This window comes from Streptomyces toxytricini (assembly GCF_014649915.1).
Classification (GTDB): Bacteria; Actinomycetota; Actinomycetes; order Streptomycetales; family Streptomycetaceae; genus Streptomyces; species Streptomyces toxytricini.
Map to the genome: position 1 here is coordinate 1 of NZ_BMTY01000021.1, position 22,936 is coordinate 22,936.

A 22,936-nucleotide genomic window follows, 5' to 3' on the forward strand; every position below is an offset into this window, starting at 1 on the left:
GTTCTTGCGTTTCCGACTCTATCAGAGTCTTTCGCGCTTCGCTTTCCGGGGTTTTCGCTTTCGCGCTTTCCCTTTCCAGCGATTCCAACCTTACCAGATCATTTCCGCGCCGTTTCCGGATCGGATTCGAATTCTGTGGCCGTTGGAGGGCCTTTCCCTTTCGGGCGGGTCAGACTTTATCAGGTTTCCCCGGTGCTGATTCCCACCCGCCCGCATGCCCGTCCGGGCACAGGTGTGTGCCGCGGTTCGGTGCGGGGTGGAGCCGTAAACGTACTGGAGCGGGGCCCCCGATGCAAATCGGTTGCCCCGCTCCGGTGATTGTGCTGGTCCGGGCGTCAGACCTCGACCACGACCGGGAGGATCATCGGCCGGCGGCGGTAGCCGTCCGAGACCCACTTGCCGACGGTGCGGCGGATGAGCTGCTGGATCTGGTGCGGCTCGGCGACGCCGTCGGCGGCGGCGCGCGCGATGGCCTCCTCGATCTTCGGGAGCACCGCGGTGAACGCGGAGTCCTCGATGCCGGAGCCGCGCGCCTGGATGTTCGGGCCGCTCACGACCTTGCCCGTGGTGCTGTCCACCACGACGTAGACCGAGATGATGCCCTCTTCACCGAGGATGCGGCGGTCCTTCAGGGAGGTCTCCGTGACGTCGCCGACCGAGAGGCCGTCCACGTACACGTAGCCCGCCTGGACCTTGCCGGAGATCCGGGCCTTGCCGTCGATCAGGTCGACGACCACGCCGTCCTCGGCGATGACGATGCGGTCCTTCGGGACGCCCGTCATCGCGCCGAGCTCGGCGTTGGCGCGCAGGTGGCGCCACTCGCCGTGGACCGGCATGAGGTTCTTCGGCTTGCAGATGTTGTAGAAGTACAGCAGCTCGCCGGCCGAGGCGTGGCCCGAGACGTGCACCTTGGCGTTGCCCTTGTGCACGACGTTGGCGCCCCAGCGGGTCAGGCCGTTGATCACGCGGTAGACCGCGTTCTCGTTGCCGGGGATCAGGGACGACGCGAGGATCACCGTGTCGCCGGGGACGATCCGGATCTGGTGATCGCGGTTCGCCATGCGGGACAGGGCGGCCATCGGCTCGCCCTGCGAGCCCGTACAGACGAGCACGACCTCGTCGTCCGGCAGGTCGTCCAGCGTCTTGACGTCCACGACGAGGCCCTGCGGAACGCGCAGGTAGCCCAGGTCGCGGGCGATGCCCATGTTGCGGACCATCGAGCGGCCCACGAACGCGACCCGGCGGCCGTACTCGTGCGCGGCGTCCAGGACCTGCTGGATGCGGTGGACGTGGCTCGCGAAGCTCGCCACGATGATCCGCCGCTGCGCGCCCGCGAAGACGCCGCGGATCACGTTCGAGATGTCGCGCTCCGGCGGGACGAAGCCCGGGACCTCGGCGTTCGTCGAGTCCGACAGGAGGAGGTCGATGCCCTCCTCGCTCAGCCGCGCGAACGCGTGCAGGTCCGTCAGCCGGTTGTCCATCGGGAGCTGGTCCATCTTGAAGTCGCCGGTGGCGACGACCAGGCCCGCGGGCGTGCGGATGGCGACGGCCAGCGCGTCCGGGATGGAGTGGTTCACCGCGATGAACTCGCAGTCGAAGACGCCCAGGTTCTCCCGGTCCCCCTCCTTCACCTCCAGGGTGTAGGGGCGGATGCGGTGCTCCTGCAGCTTCGCCTCGATCAGCGCGAGCGTCAGCTTCGAACCGATCAGCGGAATGTCCGGCTTCTCCCGCAGGAGGTAGGGCACCGCGCCGATGTGGTCCTCGTGGCCGTGCGTGAGGACGATGCCCTCGATGTCGTCCAGGCGGTCCCGGATGGACGTGAAGTCCGGCAGGATCAGGTCGATGCCCGGCTGCTCCTCCTCGGGGAAGAGCACGCCGCAGTCGACGATCAGCAGCCGGCCGTCGAACTCGAAGACGGTCATGTTGCGGCCGATCTCGCCGAGGCCGCCCAGCGGGGTGACGCGCAGGCCGCCCTGGGGAAGCTTCGGCGGCGGGCCGAGCTCAGGGTGCGGATGGCTCAAAAGTCTCTCCTCACCACGCGCGCCACGGGCCGTCTCGTCAGGCGCGTGGCGGGCATGTCAGTCGTGCAGGCGTGCACGTGCATGTGTCTGTGTCTGTTTCCGGTCTTGCTATTCAGTTGTGAAGTCCGTTGTCAGAGCTGTACCCCGCCGGCGGCAAGATCGATCTTGAGCCGGGCCGTCTCCTCGGCGGTCAGCTCGACCAGCGGGAGGCGCAGCGGGCCGGCGGGCAGTCCCCGGAGGTTCAGCGCGCCCTTGGTGGTGATCACGCCCTGGGTGCGGAACATACCGGTGAAGACCGGGAGCAGCTTCTGGTGGATCTCGGTCGCCTTCTGGACGTCGCCCGCGGTGTGGGCCTCCAGCATGGCCCGGAGCTCGGGTGCGACGACATGGCCGACGACGGAGACGAAGCCGACGGCGCCCACGGAGAGCAGCGGCAGGTTCAGCATGTCGTCGCCGGAGTACCAGGCGAGGCCGCTGCGGGCGATGGCCCAGCTTGCGGCGGCCAGGTCGCCCTTGGCGTCCTTGTTGGCGACGATGCGGGGGTGCTCTGCCAGGCGCACCAGGGTTTCGGTGTCGATCGGGACGCCGCTGCGGCCGGGGATGTCGTAGAGCATCACCGGGAGGCCCGTCGCGTCGGCGACGGCCGTGAAGTGCCGGTGGAGGCCCTCCTGCGGCGGCTTGTTGTAGTACGGGGTCACGGCCAGCAGGCCGTGGGCTCCGGTGCGCTCGGCCTGGCGGGCCAGCTCCACGGTGTGGCGGGTGTCGTTGGTGCCGATGCCGGCGACGACGTGGGCCCGGTCTCCGACGGCCTCCAGGACGGCTCGTACGAGGTCGTTTTTCTCCGCGTCGGTGGTGGTGGGGGACTCGCCGGTGGTCCCGTTGACGACGAGGCCGTCGTTGCCTGCGTCCACCAGGTGGACGGCGAGCTGCTGCGCGCCGTCGAGGTCGAGTGCGCCATCGGCCGTGAACGGCGTGATCATGGCGGTGAGGACCCGCCCGAAGGGGGTCTGCGGAGTCGAGATCGGAGCCATGGGTAACACGCTACTCGCTGCCATGGTCGCGGTGTCCCCTCGGGGGACGTGAAGGGGGTGCGCGCCTCCGGCGGCGGCCGGGAGGTGCGTGGAGGAGCCCGGCACTGCCTGCTCGGGGGTTCAAGCAGTGCCGGGTCCGTTTGATCAGCCTAGATGAACTTTCCGAAACGTCGCAATACGGACACTTCGGACTTGAGCTGGCACATGTGTGCGCATCAGCCCATCTGCCCTGTGCGGAGGCGGCTCCGCTACGGGGCGACCCGGCCGTTGGCGTTGAACGCGGCGTACGTCAGCGGCATCAAAGCGGCCCAGTGCTGCTCCATCTTCTCGCCGACCATCTCGATCTCCCGCTGGGGGAACGACGGCACGGTCGCCAGCTCGTGCTGCGTGCGCAGGCCCAGGAAGTGCATCAGGGAGCGCGCGTTGCACGTGGCGTACATCGACGAGAACAGTCCGACCGGCAGGACCGAGCGGGCGACCTCGCGGGCCACGCCCGCGGCCAGCATCTCCCGGTACGCCTCGTAGGCCCGGCGGTACGAGTCCTCCATGACCCGGCCCGTCAGCGCCAGCTGCTCCTCGGTGCCCTCGACGAACACGTACTTGCCCGGACGGCCCTCCTGGACCAGCTTCCGCTCGGCGTCCGGCACGTAGAAGACCGGCTGGAGCTCGCGGTAGCGGCCGGACTCCTCGTTGTAGGACCAGCCCACGCGGTGCCGCATGAACTCGCGGAAGACGAAGATCGGGGCGCTGATGAAGAACGTCATCGAGTTGTGCTCGAAGGGGCTGCCGTGGCGGTCCCGCATCAGGTAGTTGATCAGGCCCTTGGACCGCTCCGGGTCCTTCTGCAGCTCTTCCAGGGACTGCTCGCCGGCCGTGGACACGCGGGCGGCCCACAGCACGTCCGAGTCCGAGGCGGCGTGCTTCACCAGATCGACGGTCACATCGCTTCGGAAGTCGATCTTCAGCTCGGAGGTCTCGCTCACGAGGTCCTTCCAGGTCGCGGGATTTCCAGGGGGCGCGACCACTCTACGGCGCGGCGGCGGGCGCCCGGACCACGAGCGGGGGCCTCGGGCCGGCGGTAGCGCGGCCGGGCTCGCCGCCCCGCTGCTGCCGGGCGCCGAGGCGCTCCGGCCGGAGCACGCGTCCGCCACGTCGCAGCAGTCCGGGTCCTCCGCGGGGCGGTAGCCTCACGGACAAGCCCAACCCGAACGTGCATGTGAGTGAGGTCCCGCCGTGCCCCTGCCCTTCCTGACGGCCGACGGCGCGTTCGACGCGCAAGACGACGACCACGACGCCCCCCTCGCGCACGACGACCGCGACAGGTGGCGGCGGCCCTACCGGCCCGGGCCCTGGCGGGTGGCCGGCTCGGCGGTGCTGCTCCTGCTGTCGGCGTTCATGCTGCTCGCCACGATGATCATCGCGTTCGCGGGTACCTGGGGCGGCGCGGCCGTGTGCCTCGCGGCGGCACTCGGCGTGATCGCGCTCGCCCTGCGGATCCTGATGGCCGGCGTCCGGGTGAGCCGGACCGGGCTGCGCCGGGTCGGGCTCCTCACGACCCGCACCCTCGCCTGGGGCGACATCACGGAGATCCGGACGGTGCAGCAGCCCGTGCGCTGGCTGGGGCTGCCGCGGACGGTGCAGGGCCAGGCCCTGACGGCGGGCGTGCGGGACGGCGCCGCCGTGGTCCTGACGACCGACCGGAACGCGGACTTCCTCTCCCGTGGGGAGGCCTTCGACCGGGCCGCCGACATGGTCGCCGCCTGGGCCGACGAGTCCCGGGCCGTGCCCGCCTGAGCCGCCGCGCACGCAGGGCCGGAGCCCGTACGGGTCAGGCCCTCCCCCAGCTACCGCTGGGAGGCCCCCACGGGCTTCTTGTCGTGCAGGGCGATGGCTCGCTGCATGGCCTTGCGGGCCCGCGGGGTGTCGCGGGCGTCGTGGTAGGCGACCGCGAGGCGGAACCAGTTGCGCCAGTCCCCCGGCTCGTCCTCCGTCTCGGCCCTGCGGCGCGCGAAGACCTCGTCCGCGGAGTCCCGCCGGATCCGCCCGTACTCGTCCCGCTCCAGCTCGTCCACGGGCAGGCCGCCCTCGGCCTCCAGCTCGGCCGCAAGCCGGTTGGCCCGGGTCACGAAGCGCGTGTTCATCCAAAGGAACCACACGCCGATGACCGGCAGGACGAGCACGGCCGCACCGAAGGCGACGGTCAGCCAGGTGCCCTGCCGGATCAGCAGCAGGCCCCGGCTGCCGACCAGGACGAAGTAGACGGCCAGCACGGCGGCCGTGATGAGGTAGGTGATCTTCGCGCGCATGGGTGTTGCCTGCTCGTCAGCCGAGGTCGAGGAAGTTTTCCAGGCCGAAGGTCAGGCCCGGGGTGGTCGCCACGCGCCGCGCGCCGAGCAGGATGCCCGGCATGAAGCTGCTGTGGTGCAGGGAGTCGTGGCGGATGGTCAGGGTCTCGCCCTCGCCGCCGAGGAGCACCTCCTGGTGGGCGAGGAGCCCGCGCAGGCGGACGGCGTGCACCGGGACGCCCTCGACGTCCGCGCCGCGCGCCCCGTCCAGGGCGGTGGCGGTGGCGTCCGGCTGCGGGGCGCAGCCGGCCTCGGCGCGGGCGGCGGCGATGAGCTGGGCCGTCCTGGTGGCCGTGCCGGAGGGGGCGTCGACCTTGTTCGGGTGGTGCAGCTCGACGACCTCGACGGATTCGAAGTAGCGGGCGGCCTGGGCGGCGAACTTCATGGTCAGGACGGCGCCGATGGAGAAGTTCGGGGCGATCAGGACGCCGGTCTCGGGCGAGCCCGCCAGCCAGCCGCGGAGCTGGGCGAGGCGGTCGTCGGTCCAGCCGGTGGTGCCGACGACGGCGTGGATGCCGTGGCGGATGCAGAAGTCGAGGTTGCCCATCACGGAGGCCGGGGTGGTCAGCTCGACGGCGACCTGGGCGCCCGTCTCGGCCAGCGTCTCCAGCTTGTCGCCCCGGGTGAGCGCGGCGACCAGTTCCATGTCCTCGGCGGCCTCGACGGCGCGGACGGCCTCGGACCCGATGCGGCCCTGTGCGCCGAGTACGGCGACCCGCAGCTTGCTGCTCATGCGTGCTTCCTTCGCTTCCCCTGGTCGTGGCGGCCGGGCCGCCGTGGCTGCGGGCGGGGCGCCGGCCGGCCGCCCCGGGCGGGGCTGCTGCGGCCGGCGTCCCCGCCGCGCACGTCTCAGGCCACCGCTTCGTCGAGGCGGGCGGCCTGCTTCTCCTTCAGCGGTCCTATCACCGCGAGCGACGGCCGCTGGGCCAGGACGTCCTGCGCGACGGCGCGCACGTCGTCCGGGGTCACGGCGGCGATCCGGCCCAGCATCTCGTCGACCGACATCTGGTCGCCCCAGCACAGCTCGCTCTTGCCGATCCGGTTCATGATCGCGCCGGTGTCCTCCAGGCCGAGGACGGTGGAGCCGGACAGCTGGCCGACGGCCCGCTTGATCTCCTCGTCCGTCAGCCCCTCCGCGACGACCTTGTCGAGCTCGGCGCGGCAGATGCCCAGCACGTCGTGGACCTGGCTGGGCCGGCAGCCGGCGTACACGCCGAAGAGGCCGCTGTCGGCGAAGCCGGAGGTGTACGAGTAGACGCTGTAGGCCAGGCCGCGCTTCTCCCGGACCTCCTGGAAGAGGCGGGAGGACATGCCGCCGCCGAGGGCGGTGTTGAGCACGCCGAGCGCCCAGCGGCGCTCGTCGGTGCGGGCGAGGCCGGGCATGCCGAGGACGACGTGGGCCTGCTCGGTCTTGCGGCCGACGAGGTCGACGCGGCCGGCGGTGCGGATCCGGCGGGCGCCGCCGCGCGGGCCGATCGGCTCGGCGTCGGTGCGTCCGAGTGCCCCGGCCTTCTCGAAGGCGGCGCGGACCTGGCGGACGACCTTGTTGTGGTCGACGTTGCCGGCGGCGGCCACCACCAGGTGGGTGGGGTCGTAGTGCTTCTTGTAGAAGCGGCGGATCCGGTCGGCGCCGAGGGCGTTGATCGTGTCGACGGTGCCGAGGACGGGGCGGCCGAGCGGGGTGTCCCCGTACATGGTCTGCGCGAACAGGTCGTGCACGCAGTCGCCCGGGTCGTCCTCGGTCATGGCGATCTCTTCGAGGATGACGCCGCGCTCGGCGTCGACGTCCTCCTCGCGGATCAGCGAGCCGGTCAGCATGTCGCAGACGACGTCGATCGCGAGCGGCAGGTCGGTGTCGAGCACCCGTGCGTAGTAGCAGGTGTACTCCTTCGCCGTGAAGGCGTTCATCTCCCCGCCGACAGCGTCGATCGCGGAGGAGATGTCGAGGGCGGTCCGCTTGCGGGTGCCCTTGAAGAGGAGGTGCTCCAGGTAGTGGGTGGCGCCGTTCAGGGCGGGCGTCTCGTCGCGCGAGCCGACGTGCGCCCAGATGCCGAAGGTGGCGGAGCGGACGGAGGGCAGCGTCTCGGTGACGATGCGGAGTCCGCCGGGGAGGACGGTGCGCCGGACGGTGCCGATGCCGTTGTCGCCCTTGAGGAGGGTTTGGGTACGGGCGACGGCCCGCCCCTCCGAGGAGGGGCGGGCCGTCGCACGGGAACTACGCGACGTCACTTGTCGGAGTCGTCCTTGTCGGCGTCGTCGGCGGCGTCCTCGCCCTCGATCACGGGGATCAGGGAGAGCTTGCCGCGCTGGTCGATCTCGGCGATCTCGACCTGGACCTTGGCGCCGACCGCGAGCACGTCCTCGACGTTCTCCACGCGCTTGCCGCCGGCGAGCTTGCGGATCTGCGAGATGTGCAGCAGGCCGTCCTTGCCCGGGAGCAGGGAGACGAAGGCACCGAAGGTGGTGGTCTTCACGACCGTGCCCAGGTAGCGCTCGCCGACCTCCGGCATGGTCGGGTTGGCGATGCCGTTGATCGTGGCGCGGGCGGCCTCGGCGGCCGGGCCGTCGGCGGCACCGATGTAGATGGTGCCGTCGTCCTCGATCGTGATCTCGGCGCCGGTGTCCTCCTGGATCTGGTTGATCATCTTGCCCTTGGGGCCGATGACCTCGCCGATCTTGTCCACGGGGATCTTGACGGTGATGATCCGCGGGGCGTTGGGGGACATCTCGTCCGGGGTGTCGATCGCTTCCATCATCACGTCGAGGATGTGGAGGCGGGCGTCGCGGGCCTGCTTGAGGGCCGCGGCCAGGACGGAGGCCGGGATGCCGTCCAGCTTGGTGTCGAGCTGGAGGGCGGTGACGAACTCCTTGGTGCCGGCGACCTTGAAGTCCATGTCGCCGAAGGCGTCCTCCGCACCGAGGATGTCGGTGAGGGCGACGTAGTGCGTCTTGCCGTCGATCTCCTGGGAGATCAGGCCCATGGCGATGCCGGCGACGGGGGCCTTCAGGGGCACACCGGCGTTCAGCAGCGACATGGTGGAGGCGCAGACCGAGCCCATCGACGTCGAGCCGTTGGAGCCGAGGGCCTCGGACACCTGGCGGATCGCGTAGGGGAACTCCTCGCGGGTCGGCAGGACCGGCACGATCGCGCGCTCGGCGAGCGCGCCGTGGCCGATCTCGCGGCGCTTCGGGGAACCGACGCGGCCGGTCTCGCCGACGGAGTACGGCGGGAAGTTGTAGTTGTGCATGTAGCGCTTGCGGGTCACCGGGGAGAGGGTGTCCAGCTGCTGCTCCATGCGGAGCATGTTGAGGGTGGTGACGCCCAGGATCTGGGTCTCGCCACGCTCGAACAGCGCCGAGCCGTGCACGCGCGGGATGGCCTCGACCTCGGCGGCGAGGGTGCGGATGTCCGTGATCCCGCGGCCGTCGATGCGGACCTTGTCCTTGATGACGCGCTCGCGGACCAGGGCCTTGGTCAGGCTGCGGTACGCGGCGGAGATCTCCTTCTCGCGGCCCTCGAAGGCCGGGAGGAGCTTCTCGGCGGCGAGCTCCTTGACGCGGTCCAGCTCGGCCTCGCGGTCCTGCTTGCCCGCGATGGTCAGGGCCTGGGCGAGCTCGCCCTTGACCGCGGCGGCGAGGGCCTCGTAGACGTCGTCCTGGTAGTCCAGGAAGACCGGGAACTCGCCCTCGGGCTTGGCGGCCTTGGCGGCGAGGTCGGCCTGGGCCTTGCACAGGGTCTTGATGAACGGCTTGGAGGCCTCCAGGCCGGCCGCGACGACCTCCTCGGTCGGCGCCTCGGCGCCGCCCTTGACCAGCGCGATGGTCTTCTCGGTGGCCTCGGCCTCGACCATCATGATCGCCACGTCGCCGTCCTCCAGGACGCGGCCCGCGACGACCATGTCGAAGACGGCGTCCTCGAGCTCGCTGTGGGTCGGGAACGCGACCCACTGGCCCTTGATCAGCGCGACGCGGACGCCGCCGATCGGGCCGGAGAAGGGCAGGCCGGCCAGCTGGGTCGACGCGGACGCGGCGTTGATCGCGACGACGTCGTAGAGGTGGTCCGGGTTGAGCGCCATGACCGTGGCGACGACCTGGATCTCGTTGCGCAGGCCCTTCTTGAAGGAGGGGCGCAGCGGGCGGTCGATCAGGCGGCAGGTGAGGATCGCGTCCTCGGAGGGGCGGCCCTCGCGGCGGAAGAAGGAGCCGGGGATCTTGCCGGCCGCGTACTGGCGCTCCTCGACGTCCACCGTGAGGGGGAAGAAGTCGAGCTGGTCCTTGGGCTTCTTCGACGCGGTGGTGGCGGACAGCACCATCGTGTCGTCGTCCAGGTAGGCGACGGCGGAGCCGGCGGCCTGGCGGGCCAGGCGGCCCGTCTCGAAGCGGATGGTGCGGGTGCCGAAGGTGCCGTTGTCGATGACGGCCTCGGCGTAGTGGGTCTCGTTCTCCACTAGCGTTTTCTCCATTTTCGTCGTCTCCGTCCGTGGCCCGTGTGGCTGCGGACGGTTGTGGAGAAGCGCTCCTTGCGTGCGGGCCGGTCTTCGATCGAAGTACCCGGTTCGGCGCCCGGCGGGCGTTCCGGGTACCACTACCGAGGACCGGCGGCCTGGGAGGGCGCTCCTCCTCTTCAGTTGTGCGCAGGTGCACTGAGCGGCTGTGTCCAGACTACAAAGCGTCCGGTACGGCGCGCACGCACAGCGGCGCGTACAGCAAAGGGAGCGGTCCCCCGAAAGGCGGGAACCGCTCCCCTCACAGCGACTTACTTGGCGCCGGCCGCACCGCGGCGGATGCCGAGGCGGTCGACCAGCGTACGGAAGCGCTGGATGTCCTTCTTGGCCAGGTACTGCAGCAGGCGGCGGCGCTGGCCGACCAGGATCAGCAGACCACGGCGGGAGTGGTGGTCGTGCTTGTGGGACTTCAGGTGCTCGGTGAGGTCCGAGATGCGCTTCGAGAGCATCGCCACCTGGACCTCGGGGGAGCCGGTGTCGCCCTCCTTGGTACCAAACTCAGCGATGATCTGCTTCTTCGTAGCGGCGTCGAGCGGCACGCGTTCTCCTTGGTTTTCGTGGCCACCGAGTGCCCCAGGTCGTAGTCTCTGGGGATCTTCCGTAACTCGGGAGGCGGGGTCCGCTGGGCGCAGTCCGCAGATCCCGGGGGATCCGGCGGACGCGTACACAAACGGCCGTCACACAGCGTACCAGGTGCCGTCCGGGCCGGTCTCAGCTGGTGAGCGAGCGGGCCCGGGCGTAGACGTCCAGGACGGCCAGGGCCAGCGGGACCAGGCTGAGCAGGACGGCGGCCTCGGTGAGGTCCAGGGTGCGCCCCCAGAAGGGTGACAGACCCTTGCGGGGGATGACCAGTGCAATTCCGGCGAGGAGTGCCGCGCCGGCGGCGACGGCGGCCGAAAGCCAGATCGTACGGAGGTCCAGGCCGCCGCGGTCGTGGAAGCGGGTGAGCTCCATGACGAGGTCGGCCGGCGGGTTCAGGGCCATGCCGAGGATCAGCAGGGAGATCGCGGCGAGGCCGGCGGCCAGGGCGCACACCACCTGGGAGGTGTAGCGGAAGAGGCGGGCGCGCAGCAGCATGGCGAGCCCGGCGGCCAGGGCCAGGAGGCGGCCCCAGGTGTTGTCGGAGAAGCCGAGGACGACGGCTGCGCCGACGACGACGGCGGAGCAGCCGCCGACGAGGCCGAGGAGCATCTCGTGGCCGCGGCGGGCCTGGGTGGCGATGGCGTCGGCGTCGAGGGGGGCGGCGGCGGGCTCGCCCTGGTCGGGGCCGGCCGGGTCGCCGTACGGCTCGGTGTCGTAGCGGTCGGGGCTCTCGTAGACCTCCACGGCGCTCTGCGGGGCGGCGTAGCCGACGGGCAGGCGGGCGAAGCGGGCGGAGAGGCCGGGCAGGAAGGCGACGAGGCCGATGGCGACGGGCGCGCAGACGGCTGCGGTGGCGGTGGCCGAGGCCTCGGCGAGGATCGCGCCGAAGGTGGCGAGGGTGCCGGTGGCGGCGAGGAAGGTCGCCGCGACGAACGGGGCGTCGCCGTTGGGCGTGAGGGCGACCAGGGCGACGGAGGCGACGAGGACGCAGACGCAGCCGAGCAGGAACTGCAGGCGCCCGGGGCCCTGGCCGGCCGCGGGGGCGATGATGCCGGAGCCGGCGATCAGCAGGTGCGGCAGGGCGCCGAGGCCGAGGGCGACCGCGGAACCGCGGTCGCCGTAGACCCGGGCGCGGACGCCGGCCGCGGCGGTCAGCAGGAGGCCGGCGGCGCCGGCGATGATGCCGGGCAGGCCGTGCATGTCGTGGCGGACCGGGTCGGCGTACCAGAGGACGAAGCCGAGCAGGACGAGCAGGACGGCGGCGCCGGCGAGGCCCGCGCCGCGCAGCATGTCGTCGTGCCAGCGGTGGCGGTCGCGCACCACGGCGGAGGCGACGGCGTCGGAGACGTCGTCGAAGACGGCGGGCGGCAGCGACTCGGCGAAGGGGCGCAGGCTCAGCACCTCGCCGTCGAGGACCTGCTGGGCGGCGAGGGTGCGGGCGCCGTCGAGGACGGTGCCGTCGCGGCGGACGAGGTGGAAGCCGGTGGGGGCGCCGACGGGCTGCGTCTGGCCGGTGAGGCGCAGCAGCTCCGGGTAGACGTCGGCGACGGCTATGTCCTCGGGGAGGGCGACGTCGATGCGGCTGTCGGGAGCCACGACGGTGACCCTGCAGAAGCCCGTCGTTGCGGCCGTACTCACCTGTGGGACCCCCTGGTTGGCGGAGCGGGAGCGACCCGCTGCCCTGGCGGATTCGCGGATGCGCATACTGCGCGGGCCACCCTACCGGGAGTGCGTACGACAGTCGGCAAGTAGGATCACCGTCGCGCGGGGGAGAGCCCCTTCGCGCCCGGGACTTGGGGCGCCGGCAGCAGCGTCCCGTCCGTTTTCGAGGGATTGATGCTCCGGTGAGTCAGATCGTCGTCAAACGCCCGCCGCGGTCCCTGCCGCCCGAAGTCCCCTCGGACGAGCTGAGGCTGGAGGCTCCGCCGGAACTCCCCCGGGGCCAGCAGGAGGGCATGCTGATGCAGCTCCTGCCGATGCTCGGCATGGGCTCGTCCGTCGTCTTCTTCTTCATGCCGGGCGCCGCGCCGTTCATGCGCATCATGGGCGTGCTGATGCTGGTCTCGACGGTGGCCATGGTGGTGGCACAGCTGGTGCGCCACCGGCGCGGTACGCAGGGGCAAATGGCCGATGTCCGGCGCGACTACCTCAAGTACCTGGCGCAGACTCGCCGTCAGGTGCGGCGCACCGGGCGGCTGCAGCGCGACGCTCAGCTCTACCTGCACCCGGCGCCCGAGCAGTTGTGGTCGGTGGTCGCGGAGGGATCGCGGCTGTGGGAGCGGCGCGTGGGCGACGAGGACTTCGCGCAGGCCCGGCTGGGGCTGGGCGCGCAGCGCCTGGCGACGCCGCTGATCGCGCCGGACACGGCGCCGGTGGACGAGCTGGAGCCGCTGACGGCGGGCGCGATGCAGCGCTTCCTGAAGGTGCACTCCTCGCTGGAAGGGCTGCCGGTGGCGGTCTCGATGCGGGCGTTCTACCACGTGACGGTGTCCGGCGAGCCCGAGTCGGCGCGCGGTACGGCCCGCGCGATGGTGGCGCAGCTGGCGACGCTGCACTCCCCCGACGACATGGTGGTGGCCGTGGTGGCCGCGCCGGGCGCCGTCAAGGCGTGGGACTGGGTGAAGTGGCTGCCGCACACCCAGGTCCCCGGGCAGGTCGACGGGGCGGGCAACAAGCGGCTGTTCGGCGACGACATCACCGAGGTCGAGCAGCTGCTGGCGCCGCGCCTGGACGGCCGGCCGCGGTTCAGCCGGGACGTCTCCCCCGTACTGGACCAGCCGCACCTGGTCATCGTCCTCGACGCCGACTCGCGCGGCGGGCTCGTCCCGCCGGACTCCGCGTTCGCCGCGCCCGAGGGCCTGCAGGGCGTCACCATCGTCGAGGTCGTCGCGGGCGAGCTGGACGAGCCGCGCGGCGGGCTGTCGGTCACGGTGCGGCCGGGGAAGCTGCGGCTGGAGTCGGGCGGCGGCATCGCCTACGAGGGCGTCCCGGACACCCTGTCGCTGCCGGCGGCGGAGGCGCTGGCGCGGCAGCTGGCCCCGATGCGCACGGGCGGCGGGGACGACGACGAACCGCTGCTGGCGAACCTGGACTTCACCGACCTGCTGAACCTGGGCGACGCCGCCTCCATCGACGTGGCGCGGACCTGGCGGCCGCGGTCGGCCGGCGAGCGGCTGCGTGTGCCGATCGGCGTCGGCGAGGACGGTGCGCCCGTCATGCTGGACCTGAAGGAGGCCGCGCAGGAGGGCATGGGCCCGCACGGCCTGTGCGTCGGTGCGACCGGTTCCGGCAAGTCGGAGCTGCTGCGCACGCTGGTGCTGGGCCTGGCGGTCACGCACACCTCGGAGACGCTGAACTTCGTCCTCGCGGACTTCAAGGGCGGTGCGACGTTCACCGGCATGGGCCAGATGCCGCACGTGGCGGCGGTCATCACCAACCTGGCGGACGACCTGACCCTCGTCGACCGCATGGGCGACTCGATCCGCGGCGAGCTGCAGCGCCGCCAGGAGCTGCTGCGCGCGGCGGGCAACTACGCCAACATCCACGACTACGAGAAGGCGCGCGCCGCGGGCGCCCCGCTGGAGCCGCTGGCCTCGCTGGTGCTCGTCATCGACGAGTTCAGCGAGCTGCTGACGGCGAAGCCCGACTTCATCGACATGTTCATCCAGATCGGCCGCATCGGCCGGTCGCTGGGCGTGCACCTGCTGCTGGCCTCGCAGCGCCTGGAGGAGGGCAAGCTGCGCGGGCTGGACACCTACCTGTCGTACCGCATCGGCCTGCGGACGTTCTCGGCGGCCGAGTCGCGCACGGCGATCGGCGTGCCGGACGCCTACCACCTGCCGTCGGTGCCCGGTTCGGGCTACCTGAAGTTCGGCACCGACGAGATGGTGCGGTTCAAGGCGGCGTACGTCTCGGGCACCTACCGCTCGGGCGGGCCCGACCTGTCGGTGGGCCGGTTCCCGGTGGAGAGGCGGCCCGCGCTGTTCACGGCGGCCCCGGTGCCGGTGGTGTACGCGGCGCCGGACCCGGCGTACCTGGCGGAGCAGCCGGAGCGGGAGGACGACGCCCTCGCCGACACGGTGCTCGACGTCATCGTGAGCCGGCTGGAGGGACAGGGCGTGCCGGCCCACCAGGTGTGGCTGCCGCCGCTGGACCAGGCCCCGCCGCTCGACCAGCTGCTGCCGGCGCTCGCGCCGTCGGCGGAGCGGGGCCTGCACGCGGAGGGGTACACGCGGCCGGGCGGGCTCGTCGTGCCGCTCGGGCTCATCGACAAGCCGTTCGAGCAGCGGCGCGAGGTGCTGTACCGGGACTTCTCGGGTGCGGCGGGCCACATGATGGTCGTCGGCGGCCCCCAGTCGGGCAAGTCGACCCTGATGCGGACCCTCATCTCCTCGTTCGCGCTGACCCACACCCCGCGCGAGGTGCAGTTCTACGGGCTCGACTTCGGCGGCGGCGGCATGTCGGCGGTGGCGGAGCTGCCGCACGTCGGCGGGATCGCCTCGCGCCTGGACCCGGAGCGGGTGCGCCGCACGGTCGCCGAGGTCGGCGGGATCCTCAACCGCCGGGAGGAGTTCTTCCGCGCGCACAACATCGACTCGATCGGCACCTACCGGCGCAAGCGGGCCGCGGGCGAGCTGCCCGGCGAGCCGTGGGGCGACGTCTTCCTCGTCATCGACGGCTGGGGCGGCTTCCGCGGGGAGTACGAGGGCCTGGAGCAGGTGGTCACGGACATCGCCTCGCGCGGTCTGGGCTACGGCATCCACGTCGTCATCACCGCGGCCCGCTACATGGAGGTGCGGGCCGCGCTGAAGGACCAGATGCTGGGCCGGCTGGAGCTGCGGCTCGGCGACGTCATGGACTCCGAGTTCGACCGGAAGGTCGCCGCGAACGTGCCGACGGGGATGCCCGGCCGCGGACAGGTCCCGGAGAAGCTGCACTTCCTGGGCGCGCTGCCGCGGATCGACGGCTCGCACGACCCGGAGACCCTCTCGGACGCCACGGCGGCCTTCGTCTCGGCGGTCAAGCAGCACTGGGCCGGGCAGGCCGCGCCGGGCGTGCGGCTGCTGCCGCGGCTGCTGCACGCGGACCAGCTGCCGGGCGGCGCGGAGTTCCCCGGGCGCGGGATCGCCATCGGCATCGACGAGACCGCCCTGGAGCCGGTGTTCGTCGACTTCGAGACCGACCCGTTCTTCCTCGTCTTCGGCGAGAGCGAGTCGGGCAAGACGAACCTGCTGCGGCTGATCGCGCAGCAGATCGCCCAGCGGTACACCCCGGACCAGGCGCGGCTCGTGGTCGGCGACTACCGGCGCACCCTGCTGGGGGCGCTGCCGGAGGAGCACCTGCTGGAGTACGCGCCGATGGCGGGCTCCCTCCAGATGCACATGGAGGCACTGGGCGGGGTGTTCTCGCGGCGGCAGCCGCCGGACGACGTCACCCCGCAGCAGCTGCGGGACCGCAGCTGGTGGACCGGGCCCGACGTGTTCATCATCATCGACGACTTCGACCTGGTGGCCACCAGCCAGGGCAACCCGCTCGCCCCGCTCGTGGACTTCCTGCCGTTCGCCCGCGACACGGGCGTGCGCTTCATCATCGCGCGGAACTCGGCGGGCGCCTCCCGCTCGCTGTACGAGCCGTTCATGCAGCGCATCAAGGAGCTGGGCGCGCAGGGCGTCGTCCTGTCGGGCGACCCGTCCGAGGGCGACCTGATCGGGAACGTGCGGCCGCGGCCGATGCCGCCGGGCCGGGCGTACTTCTCCTCCCGCAAGCGCGGCACCTCGCTGGTCCAGCTGGGCCGGATGCCGGGGGCGTAGCGCTGCCGTACGCCGGGGCCGGGTTCCGCACCTGCGGGGCCCGGCCCCGCTGCGCTGCGGCCCCGTCCTCGCGGTCCCGGCGGGGGAAGATCGGCCGGAAAGGGTCCCCGGGGCCCCCGCGGGCACCGATAATCGGCAGCGGAAGATGGCCGAGGAGCCGACGGAAAGGCCGCGCAATGGGCACCCAGCAGGAGAAGGACGAGCTGTACGCGCTCGACATCAGCGGCGTGGAGTGGGAGGGCCCGCCCGGGACGAGCCCGGACGAGGAGCGGGTGGAGATCGCCCGGCTCCCCGAGGGCGCGGTGGCCATGCGGTCCTCCCTCGACCGGGACACGGTGCTGCGCTACACCGCGGCCGAGTGGGAGGCCTTCGTGCTCGGCGCCCGCGACGGGGAGTTCGACCTCGACCGGGGACCGCACTGACACCAGCCGCGCGCGCCGGTGCCGCCGGCCCGGCCGGCATGCGCGCGGAAGGGGCGCGCCCGCTGCGGGCGCGCCCCTTCCGTGTGATCGGGAGCCGGGTGGCTCACGGGTGAGCCGGAGGGCTCGGGAGGCTCAGTAGGCCTCGGTGAACAGGCGGGAGGCCTTCACGTCGGTGGCGCGGTAGTCGCCCTTGCCGCGCTCGATCAGCTGGGCGACCTTCTCCAGCTGGTCCTTCATGTGGTCGGCCTTCTGCTTGTACTTGCCCTGGAGCGTGACGTACTCCTTGTGGGCCTCACCGTCCCAGGTGTCGGTGACGACCTTGAGGGCCTGGTCCATCTCCGCCAGGTCGTCGACGATGTTCTTGGAGACGGTCCGGATGCGGTTGGCCATCTCCTGGACGCTCTCGTACCGTACCCGGGTTGCCCCGTCGTTGGACGCCATGGTGTTCTCCTTCGCGGTGGGCTTGAGCTGGTGGGGACGACGCGGCGGTCAGACGCCGTTGAGGCCCGAGGTGTTGCCGGCGGACGCCTGGACGGCCTTGAACGCGGCGCGCACGTCGTCGTCCTGCGCGTTGCTGAGGTTCTTGGTCTGGGCGACCGCGTTGTGCAGGATGCCGAGGAGGCGGCGGATCTCGTCGTGGTCCTCGTTGACGACCGTCTGGGCGGAGACGAACCCGGACGCACCGACACCGGTCCAGCCGGCGCTCACCGTGGCGAGGATGTCGGCCAGTTCACGGGCCTGCTTGGTGACGGCGGTGGCCGTCGTCTGGATCTTGTTCTTCGCCTGGACGATCGGATCGTCTGCAAGACCGAAATTGTTGCTCATCCGAAGCTCCTCACTTCTCAATTCGCCGGCAGAACCGGCGGACTGCGCGGCGGCGGAGCAGGGGAGCCGGGCGCGGATGCGAGCCGCGCGCCCCGGGAATCCCCCTCCGCCTCACGCGATCCCCCGATCACAGTCGTGAAGCCTGGTGTCACTCTAGCCAGTTCATGTCACAGCCCCAACACCGGTGGCCTGCTTCTGTCGATGAACTGTGACCGTTCACTGCAAACGGCGCCGGCGCCTGCGGGCGTCGCGCACGACGGTCGCCGTCGCCGCGGTCACGGCGACCAGCACGGCGCCGATGCCCAGAGCGTACGTGCCGAGGCGCTCCTGGCGCTCCTGCGCCGTCTCCGCCAGGTGCAGCGCCGCGGCCTGCGGTGCGGCCGCCGGCGGCGGCCCCGGGTCCGGTACGGGTGCCTTGGGGCGGTCGTGGTCCTGGGTGAGGGCGCGCACCGGGTCGATCACTCCCCAACCCACGTAGTCGTCGCGACCCTTGACGGTCCGTTCGGCGGTGCCCTGGATCTGCCAGACGATCTCCTGCGGCGTCCAGTCCGGGTGCTTGGCCTTCAGGAGCGCGGCCACGCCGGCGACGTACGGCGCGGAGAAGCTCGTTCCGTTGTCGATGCACTGGCCGAAGCCGGGGACGGTGGAGACCATGTCGACGCCCGGTGCGGCGACCCCGACGAAGTCGCCGGGCTGGGAGAACGCGGCGCGCTCGTTGTTGCGGTCCGAGGAGGCGACCGCGAGGACGCCCGGGAACGCCGCCGGGTAGGTCTTGCGCTTCTCGCCGCTCATGCCGTCGTTGCCGGCCGAGGCGACGACGACGACCTTCGCGTCGAGGGCCCGCTGCACCGCCTTGGCCAGCTCGGAGTCGGCGGTCAGGGCGGCGTCGGTGTCCTGGGAGATGTTGACGACGTGCGCGCCCTTGGCGACGGCGTGGTCGATGGCCTGGGCGAGGGACAGGGCGTTGCCCTTGCCCTGCCCGTCGTTCTGCCGGATCGGGATGACGACCGATTCGGGAGCCAGGCCGACGAAGCCGGTGCCGCTCTGCGGGCGGGCCGCGATCAGCCCGGCCACCTTGGTGCCGTGGCCGACCGTGTCTGCCGTCCCGTCGCCCTTGGGGTCGAGGAAGTCCTTCCCGGCGCCGACGTCGAGGGCCCCCGCGAGCTGCGGGTTGACCCGGTCGACGCCGGTGTCGATGACGGCGACCCGGACCGGCTTGCCGTCCTTGTCCTTGCCCTTGGTCTGGGCCCACAGCTCGTCGAGCAGCAGCCGCTGCAGGGCCCAGGGCCGGTCGGCGATCTGCTTCTTCATCGGGAACGTGCACTCCCCCGCCCCGGCCAGGCCCAGCACGGGGGCGGGCGGGGCGGCGGGCGGGGCGTCCACGGCCGCGGCGGGGCCCGCCGCGCAGCACAGGCCGGCCAGCGCGAGGGCGGGGGCGAGCAGGGCGCTGCGCCGGTAGGGGTGGGCGGTCATCGGCGGCCTCCTCACGAACCCTGCGGCTGGCGGGCCGAGTTGGTGTCCAGGCGCGGCCCCTTCGAGAGGAACTCGGACCACGCGATGGGCACCATCGCCGGCACCACGCCGCCGTAGCCGAGCCGGATCTGCGCCTGGCTGGCCTCGGGGCGGCCGTCCGCGGCGCCGCTCTGCCCCTGCGGGTCCGCCGCGCCGATCTTGGACTTCTCGGCGTCGCTGTCGCCGTTGGCCTGGACGGCGTAGCGCAGCCCCGTGTCGGTGACCAGGAACGTCGAGCCGCCCGCGGTGGTCTGCTTGCCCTGCACCTGCGTGTACAGCAGGCCCGAGCCGGGCGTGACGTAGGCGCTGGTGCCGCTGGCGGTGATGTCGACGGGGAAGCCGGTGCCCGCCCAGGTGCTCAGCGTCTGCCCGCCCTGGCCGTCGACCGAGCGCAGCACGTTGCACACGGTGTCGCGTGCGGCGCCCTGGCCGGAGCCGGCCTGGTTGATGCGGCCGGTCTTCCTCTGCGGCCAGCGCGTCTCGCCCTTGAAGACCCCCGGGTCGGGGTTCAAGGACTGCAGGTCGACCTCGCGGGCCTTGCCGTGCATGTTGAGGCCGTCGGTCGCGGGCGCCGAGATGAGCAGCCACGCGGTGAAGTCGGAGACGGGGGCCACCTTCCCCGGCAGCACGACGTAGTGCTGCGCGCCGGAGCCGGTCTGCGCCCGCAGCACCATGCCGACCTTGTTGTCGCCGGTGCCCAGGCCCGGTACGTCGGCCTTCGTGCCGGCCGGGGCGGGCAGCTGCGGGAAGGCCAGGTCGTCGCCGGAGTTGAGGGTGGCAAGCCACTGCTCGGAGACCTGCTGCGGGCTGCCGCCCGTCGTGCCGACCAGGGCGTTCGTCATCTTGGCCGCGTCGGCGGTGCCCTCGGGGAACTTGTACTTGGTGCCCGCCGCGTCGACCAGGTAGCGCTCCTTGGACCCGCCGGTGCTCTGCACGTACAGCATCTGCGCGTCCGTCAGCCGGCGCTCGTCGTCCATGATCCCAGCCTCGCGGTCGGCGAGGACGAAGGTCGCCGTCTGGACGCTCTTGCCGTTGCCGCCGGGCGCCTGGCAGACCGCCCACCGCTTGGCCTTGCCCGCGTCCTTCGGCGACGGCAGCCGGTCGGGGGCGTAGGGGATGCCGATGATCGGGCCGCGGGGCGGCTTGCCCGCGTCCAGGACCTTGTCGTCGACCTGGAGGACCTTGAACTTCTGCGGGTCCAGGAGGAGTCGGGCCGACGCCAGGTTCAGCACCGGGTGCAGGCGGGTCTGGTCCTTGCCGTTCACCTTCGTCTTGAGCACCACGTACCGGGTCGTGGACTGCTTGCCGACCAGCACCTTCGTGCCCGGCTCGTCCCAGCCCTTCGGCGCCTGCGGCTTGAACATGCCCCAGGCGCCGAACCCGGCGAGGACTACGGCTCCCGCGATCAGGCCGGGCAGGACCGCCCGCAGCGGACGGGGGGCGCCTTCCTCGGAGCCCGTCGCGGACGGCTGCAGGAACGCGGCCACCGTCCGCCGCTTCGCAAAGGTGTACGCGTTGAGTTCATCACGCCGTGATGCCATGACCGTCTGCTTCTCCCCGAACGGCCCGGTCGGCGACTGCGGTCCCCGGGCCTTGATGGTCGGACCGGGGACCTACTATGCCTCTTGACCGAGGACACGCAGGGGCCGGGTAGGGTGAGGCAGCCGCTCAGCGCCTTCCGCACCGGGGTAAACAGGGCCTGTTGGGGTGGATTGAGGAGGTTTCCGGAGGCATGCGGCGGGCAGCGCGCGGCTCCGGCACTCACGGGGGTCTCGGCCCGGAAAGGGGAGGTGGGCCACTGATGGCCACCGCGACGCAGCCGCAGACGAGTGCTCCGGCACCCGCACGCAGCGGGGTGACACCGTATCCGCAGTCGACCCCGGGGCGTTTCGGCCCGTTCCGATTGCAACAACTCGTCCTGCTCCAAGTGGCCGCTGCCGCACTGCTGGTGGCCTGGGTCGTCGAGCCCCTGCTGCTGGCGCCCGCGGGTGTCCTCGCCCTGGTCCTGGCCGTGCTGGCCGTCGTACGCCGCCACCAGCGCTCCCTGCCCGAGTGGATCGGCAGCGCCCTCGCCCTGCGCGCCCGGCGCCGGCGCGCCGCCGCGTTCACGGTGCCCGCGGGCACCGAGCCGGGCCTCGCCCCGCTCGTCGAGGCCGACCCGGCACTGCGGACCATGACGTTCAGCGACCGCGACCGGCGGCCCGTCGGCATGGTCGGCGACGGGACCTTCCTGACCGCCGTCGTCCAGGTCGACACCGACGCCACCGCGCTGCGCCCCGACCGCGGCGAGCGGCCGCTGCCGCTCTCGCTCGTCCGGGACGTCCTCGACGTGGACGGCATCCGGCTGGAGTCGGCGCAGCTCGTGCAGCACACCCAGCCCGCCCCGGCCCCGCACCTGCCGGCGCAGTCGACCGCCACCCGCAACTACGCGCCGCTCCAGGCCCAGACGGGAACCCCCGCGGTACGGCTGACGTGGATCGCGCTCAAGCTGGACCCGGAGCTGTGCCCCGAGGCGGTCGCCGCCCGCGGCGGCGGCCTCGCCGGCGCCCAGCGCTGCGTGGTCCGCGCCGCGGACCAGCTGGCGAGCCGGCTCGCGGGGGCCGGGTTCCGGGCGACCGTCCTCACCGAGCAGGAGCTGACGGCGGCCCTGGCCACCTCCTCCTGCGCCAACCCGCGGGCGATCACGCAGGCGGGCCGCTCGGCGAGCACCGGACGGCGCACCGAGGAGACGGCCCGCACCTGGCGCTGCGACGACCGGCGCCACACCACGTACTGGATCGGCCGCTGGCCGCAGCTCGGCGGCTCGGGGACGGCATCCCTGCCGCAGTTCGTGGCGCTGCTGACCTCCCTCCAGGCACTGGCGACGAACTTCAGCCTGACCATGGCGCCGGGCGAGCGGCAGAGCGTCACCCTGACCGGCCACGTACGGGTGACGGGCCGCAGCGACGAGGAACTGGTCGCCGCACGCCGGGAACTGGAGCGCACCGCCCGCGGCGTGCGCACCGGCCTCGTACGGCTCGACCGCGAACAGGTGCCGGGGCTGCTGGCCTCGCTGCCGTTGGGAGGCGCGCGATGAAGAGCACGGTCAGGGGCGGCTTCGGGCTGGTCGGCCCGCGTCGCGAACGGCACACCGTGCCGGTGGCGGACCTCGACGCGCTGGCCCTGCCGGTCGGCGACGACGGCGTCGTCATCGGCGTCGACGCCCACGGCAGGCCCGCCGTGCTCGGCATCAACCGGCCCACGCCGTACGAGGTGACGCTGATCGGCGGCCTGTGGACGGCCCAGGTGCTCGCGCTGCGCGCGGCCGCCACCGGGGCGCGCGTCGCGGTGGAGACCGGCCGCGCCCAGGCGTGGGCCGGGCTGGCGCAGGCGGCCGGCGGCGGTCAGCAGTGCGTGACGCTGCACGACGTGGGCCGCGTGCCGCCGCAGGGCGCCTCCGCGGGCAGCCCGGTGCTGGTGATCCGCGACTGCGGGATGCGGCCGCCGCGCGGGCGGGTGGTGGCGGGCCCGTGGCAGTCCGTGGTGACGCTGCTGCCGTACCTGAGCCCGACGGCGCCGCGGCTGCTGCAGAACTCGGCGCTCGTCGGCGTCCAGCGGGTCTCCCCGGACGAGGCGGAGCAGATCGGCCGCCTGATGGGCCTGCCCCGGCAGACGGTGGAGTCGCTGCCGACGCTGGGCGACGGCGTGACGCTGTGGTGCACGCCGCGGGACCGGCAGTTCGTCATGACGCAGGGCACGGAGCAGGAGTCCTCCCTCCTCGGACCCTGCCGCCGCATCGACTGACGGCGTGCGCACGCCGCCCCGCCCGGCCGGCTCGGTGACGCCCGCTCAGCGGCCCTGCCGGGAAGGGCAGACCTCGGAAGCAGCGCGGTACAGGGCCGTC

The 22,936-nt window shown here is 72.3% G+C and carries 18 protein-coding genes; 5 read left to right on the top strand and 13 right to left on the bottom strand.

All coding sequences use genetic code 11. The annotated features are described in order from the left end of the window. Window positions 1-335: 335 nt before the first annotated feature. From IE170_RS24475 to thyX, 3 genes are all read right to left on the bottom strand, one after another. Complete coding sequence (locus tag IE170_RS24475) at window positions 336-2,021, bottom strand: ribonuclease J (RefSeq protein ID WP_189811611.1); 1,686 nt, start codon at window positions 2,019-2,021, stop codon at window positions 336-338. Window positions 2,022-2,152: 131 nt separating this feature from the next. Next, window positions 2,153-3,052, bottom strand: coding sequence for a 4-hydroxy-tetrahydrodipicolinate synthase (gene dapA, locus IE170_RS24480; RefSeq protein WP_189811612.1), 900 nt, complete (start codon window positions 3,050-3,052; stop codon window positions 2,153-2,155). Between the two features lie 248 nt (window positions 3,053-3,300). After that, a complete protein-coding gene (thyX, locus tag IE170_RS24485; protein ID WP_189811613.1) occupies window positions 3,301-4,035 on the bottom strand; it encodes an FAD-dependent thymidylate synthase in 735 nt (244 codons plus the stop codon). A 250-nt stretch (window positions 4,036-4,285) separates the two neighbouring features. On the opposite strand from thyX, the gene IE170_RS24490 reads away from it, so the two are divergent. Then, window positions 4,286-4,846, top strand: a complete 561-nt coding sequence (locus IE170_RS24490) for an SCO5741 family PH domain-containing membrane protein (RefSeq protein WP_189811614.1) — start codon at window positions 4,286-4,288, stop codon at window positions 4,844-4,846. Window positions 4,847-4,896: 50 nt separating this feature from the next. Here the strand turns inward: IE170_RS24490 and IE170_RS24495 are convergent, their stop codons facing one another. From IE170_RS24495 to eccD, 6 genes are all read right to left on the bottom strand, one after another. Continuing rightward, the gene (locus IE170_RS24495) at window positions 4,897-5,358 is read right to left on the bottom strand and encodes a tetratricopeptide repeat protein (protein ID WP_189811615.1); all 462 of its coding nucleotides are present in this window, start codon (window positions 5,356-5,358) and stop codon (window positions 4,897-4,899) included. Between the two features lie 16 nt (window positions 5,359-5,374). Then, window positions 5,375-6,130 carry a 4-hydroxy-tetrahydrodipicolinate reductase gene (gene dapB, locus IE170_RS24500; RefSeq protein WP_189811616.1) on the bottom strand — a complete coding sequence of 252 codons (756 nt, stop codon included), beginning with the start codon at window positions 6,128-6,130 and terminating at the stop codon, window positions 5,375-5,377. A gap of 116 nt (window positions 6,131-6,246) precedes the next feature. Continuing rightward, the gene (locus IE170_RS24505) at window positions 6,247-7,626 is read right to left on the bottom strand and encodes a M16 family metallopeptidase (protein WP_189811617.1); all 1,380 of its coding nucleotides are present in this window, start codon (window positions 7,624-7,626) and stop codon (window positions 6,247-6,249) included. Continuing rightward, on the bottom strand, window positions 7,623-9,845 hold the full coding sequence (locus tag IE170_RS24510) for a polyribonucleotide nucleotidyltransferase (RefSeq protein ID WP_189811712.1): 2,223 nt from the start codon (window positions 9,843-9,845) through the stop codon (window positions 7,623-7,625). The genes IE170_RS24505 and IE170_RS24510 overlap by 4 nt, the downstream gene beginning before the upstream one ends. Window positions 9,846-10,153: 308 nt before the next feature. Continuing rightward, window positions 10,154-10,441 carry a 30S ribosomal protein S15 gene (rpsO, locus tag IE170_RS24515; protein ID WP_114054450.1) on the bottom strand — a complete coding sequence of 96 codons (288 nt, stop codon included), beginning with the start codon at window positions 10,439-10,441 and terminating at the stop codon, window positions 10,154-10,156. 172 nt (window positions 10,442-10,613) lie between these two features. Continuing rightward, window positions 10,614-12,188 (bottom strand): type VII secretion integral membrane protein EccD, encoded by a 1,575-nt coding sequence (gene eccD, locus IE170_RS24520; protein ID WP_189811618.1) that lies wholly within the window; start codon window positions 12,186-12,188, stop codon window positions 10,614-10,616. A 140-nt stretch (window positions 12,189-12,328) separates the two neighbouring features. Between eccD and eccCa the strand changes: the two genes are divergently transcribed. Continuing rightward, complete coding sequence (gene eccCa / locus IE170_RS24525) at window positions 12,329-16,294, top strand: type VII secretion protein EccCa (protein WP_189811619.1); 3,966 nt, start codon at window positions 12,329-12,331, stop codon at window positions 16,292-16,294. Window positions 16,295-16,470: 176 nt separating this feature from the next. Next, window positions 16,471-16,716 carry a DUF397 domain-containing protein gene (locus tag IE170_RS24530; RefSeq protein ID WP_125544560.1) on the top strand — a complete coding sequence of 82 codons (246 nt, stop codon included), beginning with the start codon at window positions 16,471-16,473 and terminating at the stop codon, window positions 16,714-16,716. A 132-nt stretch (window positions 16,717-16,848) separates the two neighbouring features. Here the strand turns inward: IE170_RS24530 and IE170_RS24535 are convergent, their stop codons facing one another. The 4 genes from IE170_RS24535 to eccB all read right to left on the bottom strand — a co-directional run bounded on the left by IE170_RS24535 (window position 16,849) and on the right by eccB (window position 20,594). Continuing rightward, window positions 16,849-17,157, bottom strand: a complete 309-nt coding sequence (locus IE170_RS24535; RefSeq protein WP_125544562.1) for a WXG100 family type VII secretion target — start codon at window positions 17,155-17,157, stop codon at window positions 16,849-16,851. 48 nt (window positions 17,158-17,205) lie between these two features. Continuing rightward, window positions 17,206-17,541: a WXG100 family type VII secretion target gene (locus tag IE170_RS24540; RefSeq protein WP_125544564.1), complete on the bottom strand. Its 336-nt coding sequence runs from the start codon at window positions 17,539-17,541 to the stop codon at window positions 17,206-17,208. A gap of 216 nt (window positions 17,542-17,757) precedes the next feature. Next, window positions 17,758-19,014: a type VII secretion-associated serine protease mycosin gene (gene mycP, locus IE170_RS24545; protein ID WP_189811620.1), complete on the bottom strand. Its 1,257-nt coding sequence runs from the start codon at window positions 19,012-19,014 to the stop codon at window positions 17,758-17,760. A gap of 11 nt (window positions 19,015-19,025) precedes the next feature. Beyond that, window positions 19,026-20,594, bottom strand: coding sequence for a type VII secretion protein EccB (eccB, locus tag IE170_RS24550; protein ID WP_189811621.1), 1,569 nt, complete (start codon window positions 20,592-20,594; stop codon window positions 19,026-19,028). Window positions 20,595-20,851: 257 nt separating this feature from the next. Between eccB and eccE the strand changes: the two genes are divergently transcribed. Continuing rightward, entirely contained in the window at window positions 20,852-22,129 is a 1,278-nt protein-coding gene (gene eccE, locus IE170_RS24555; RefSeq protein ID WP_373299053.1) for a type VII secretion protein EccE, read from the top strand. After that, on the top strand, window positions 22,126-22,836 hold the full coding sequence (locus IE170_RS24560; protein ID WP_189811623.1) for a hypothetical protein: 711 nt from the start codon (window positions 22,126-22,128) through the stop codon (window positions 22,834-22,836). Before eccE ends, IE170_RS24560 begins: the two co-directional genes overlap by 4 nt. The last annotated feature ends 100 nt before the right edge of the window (window positions 22,837-22,936 follow it).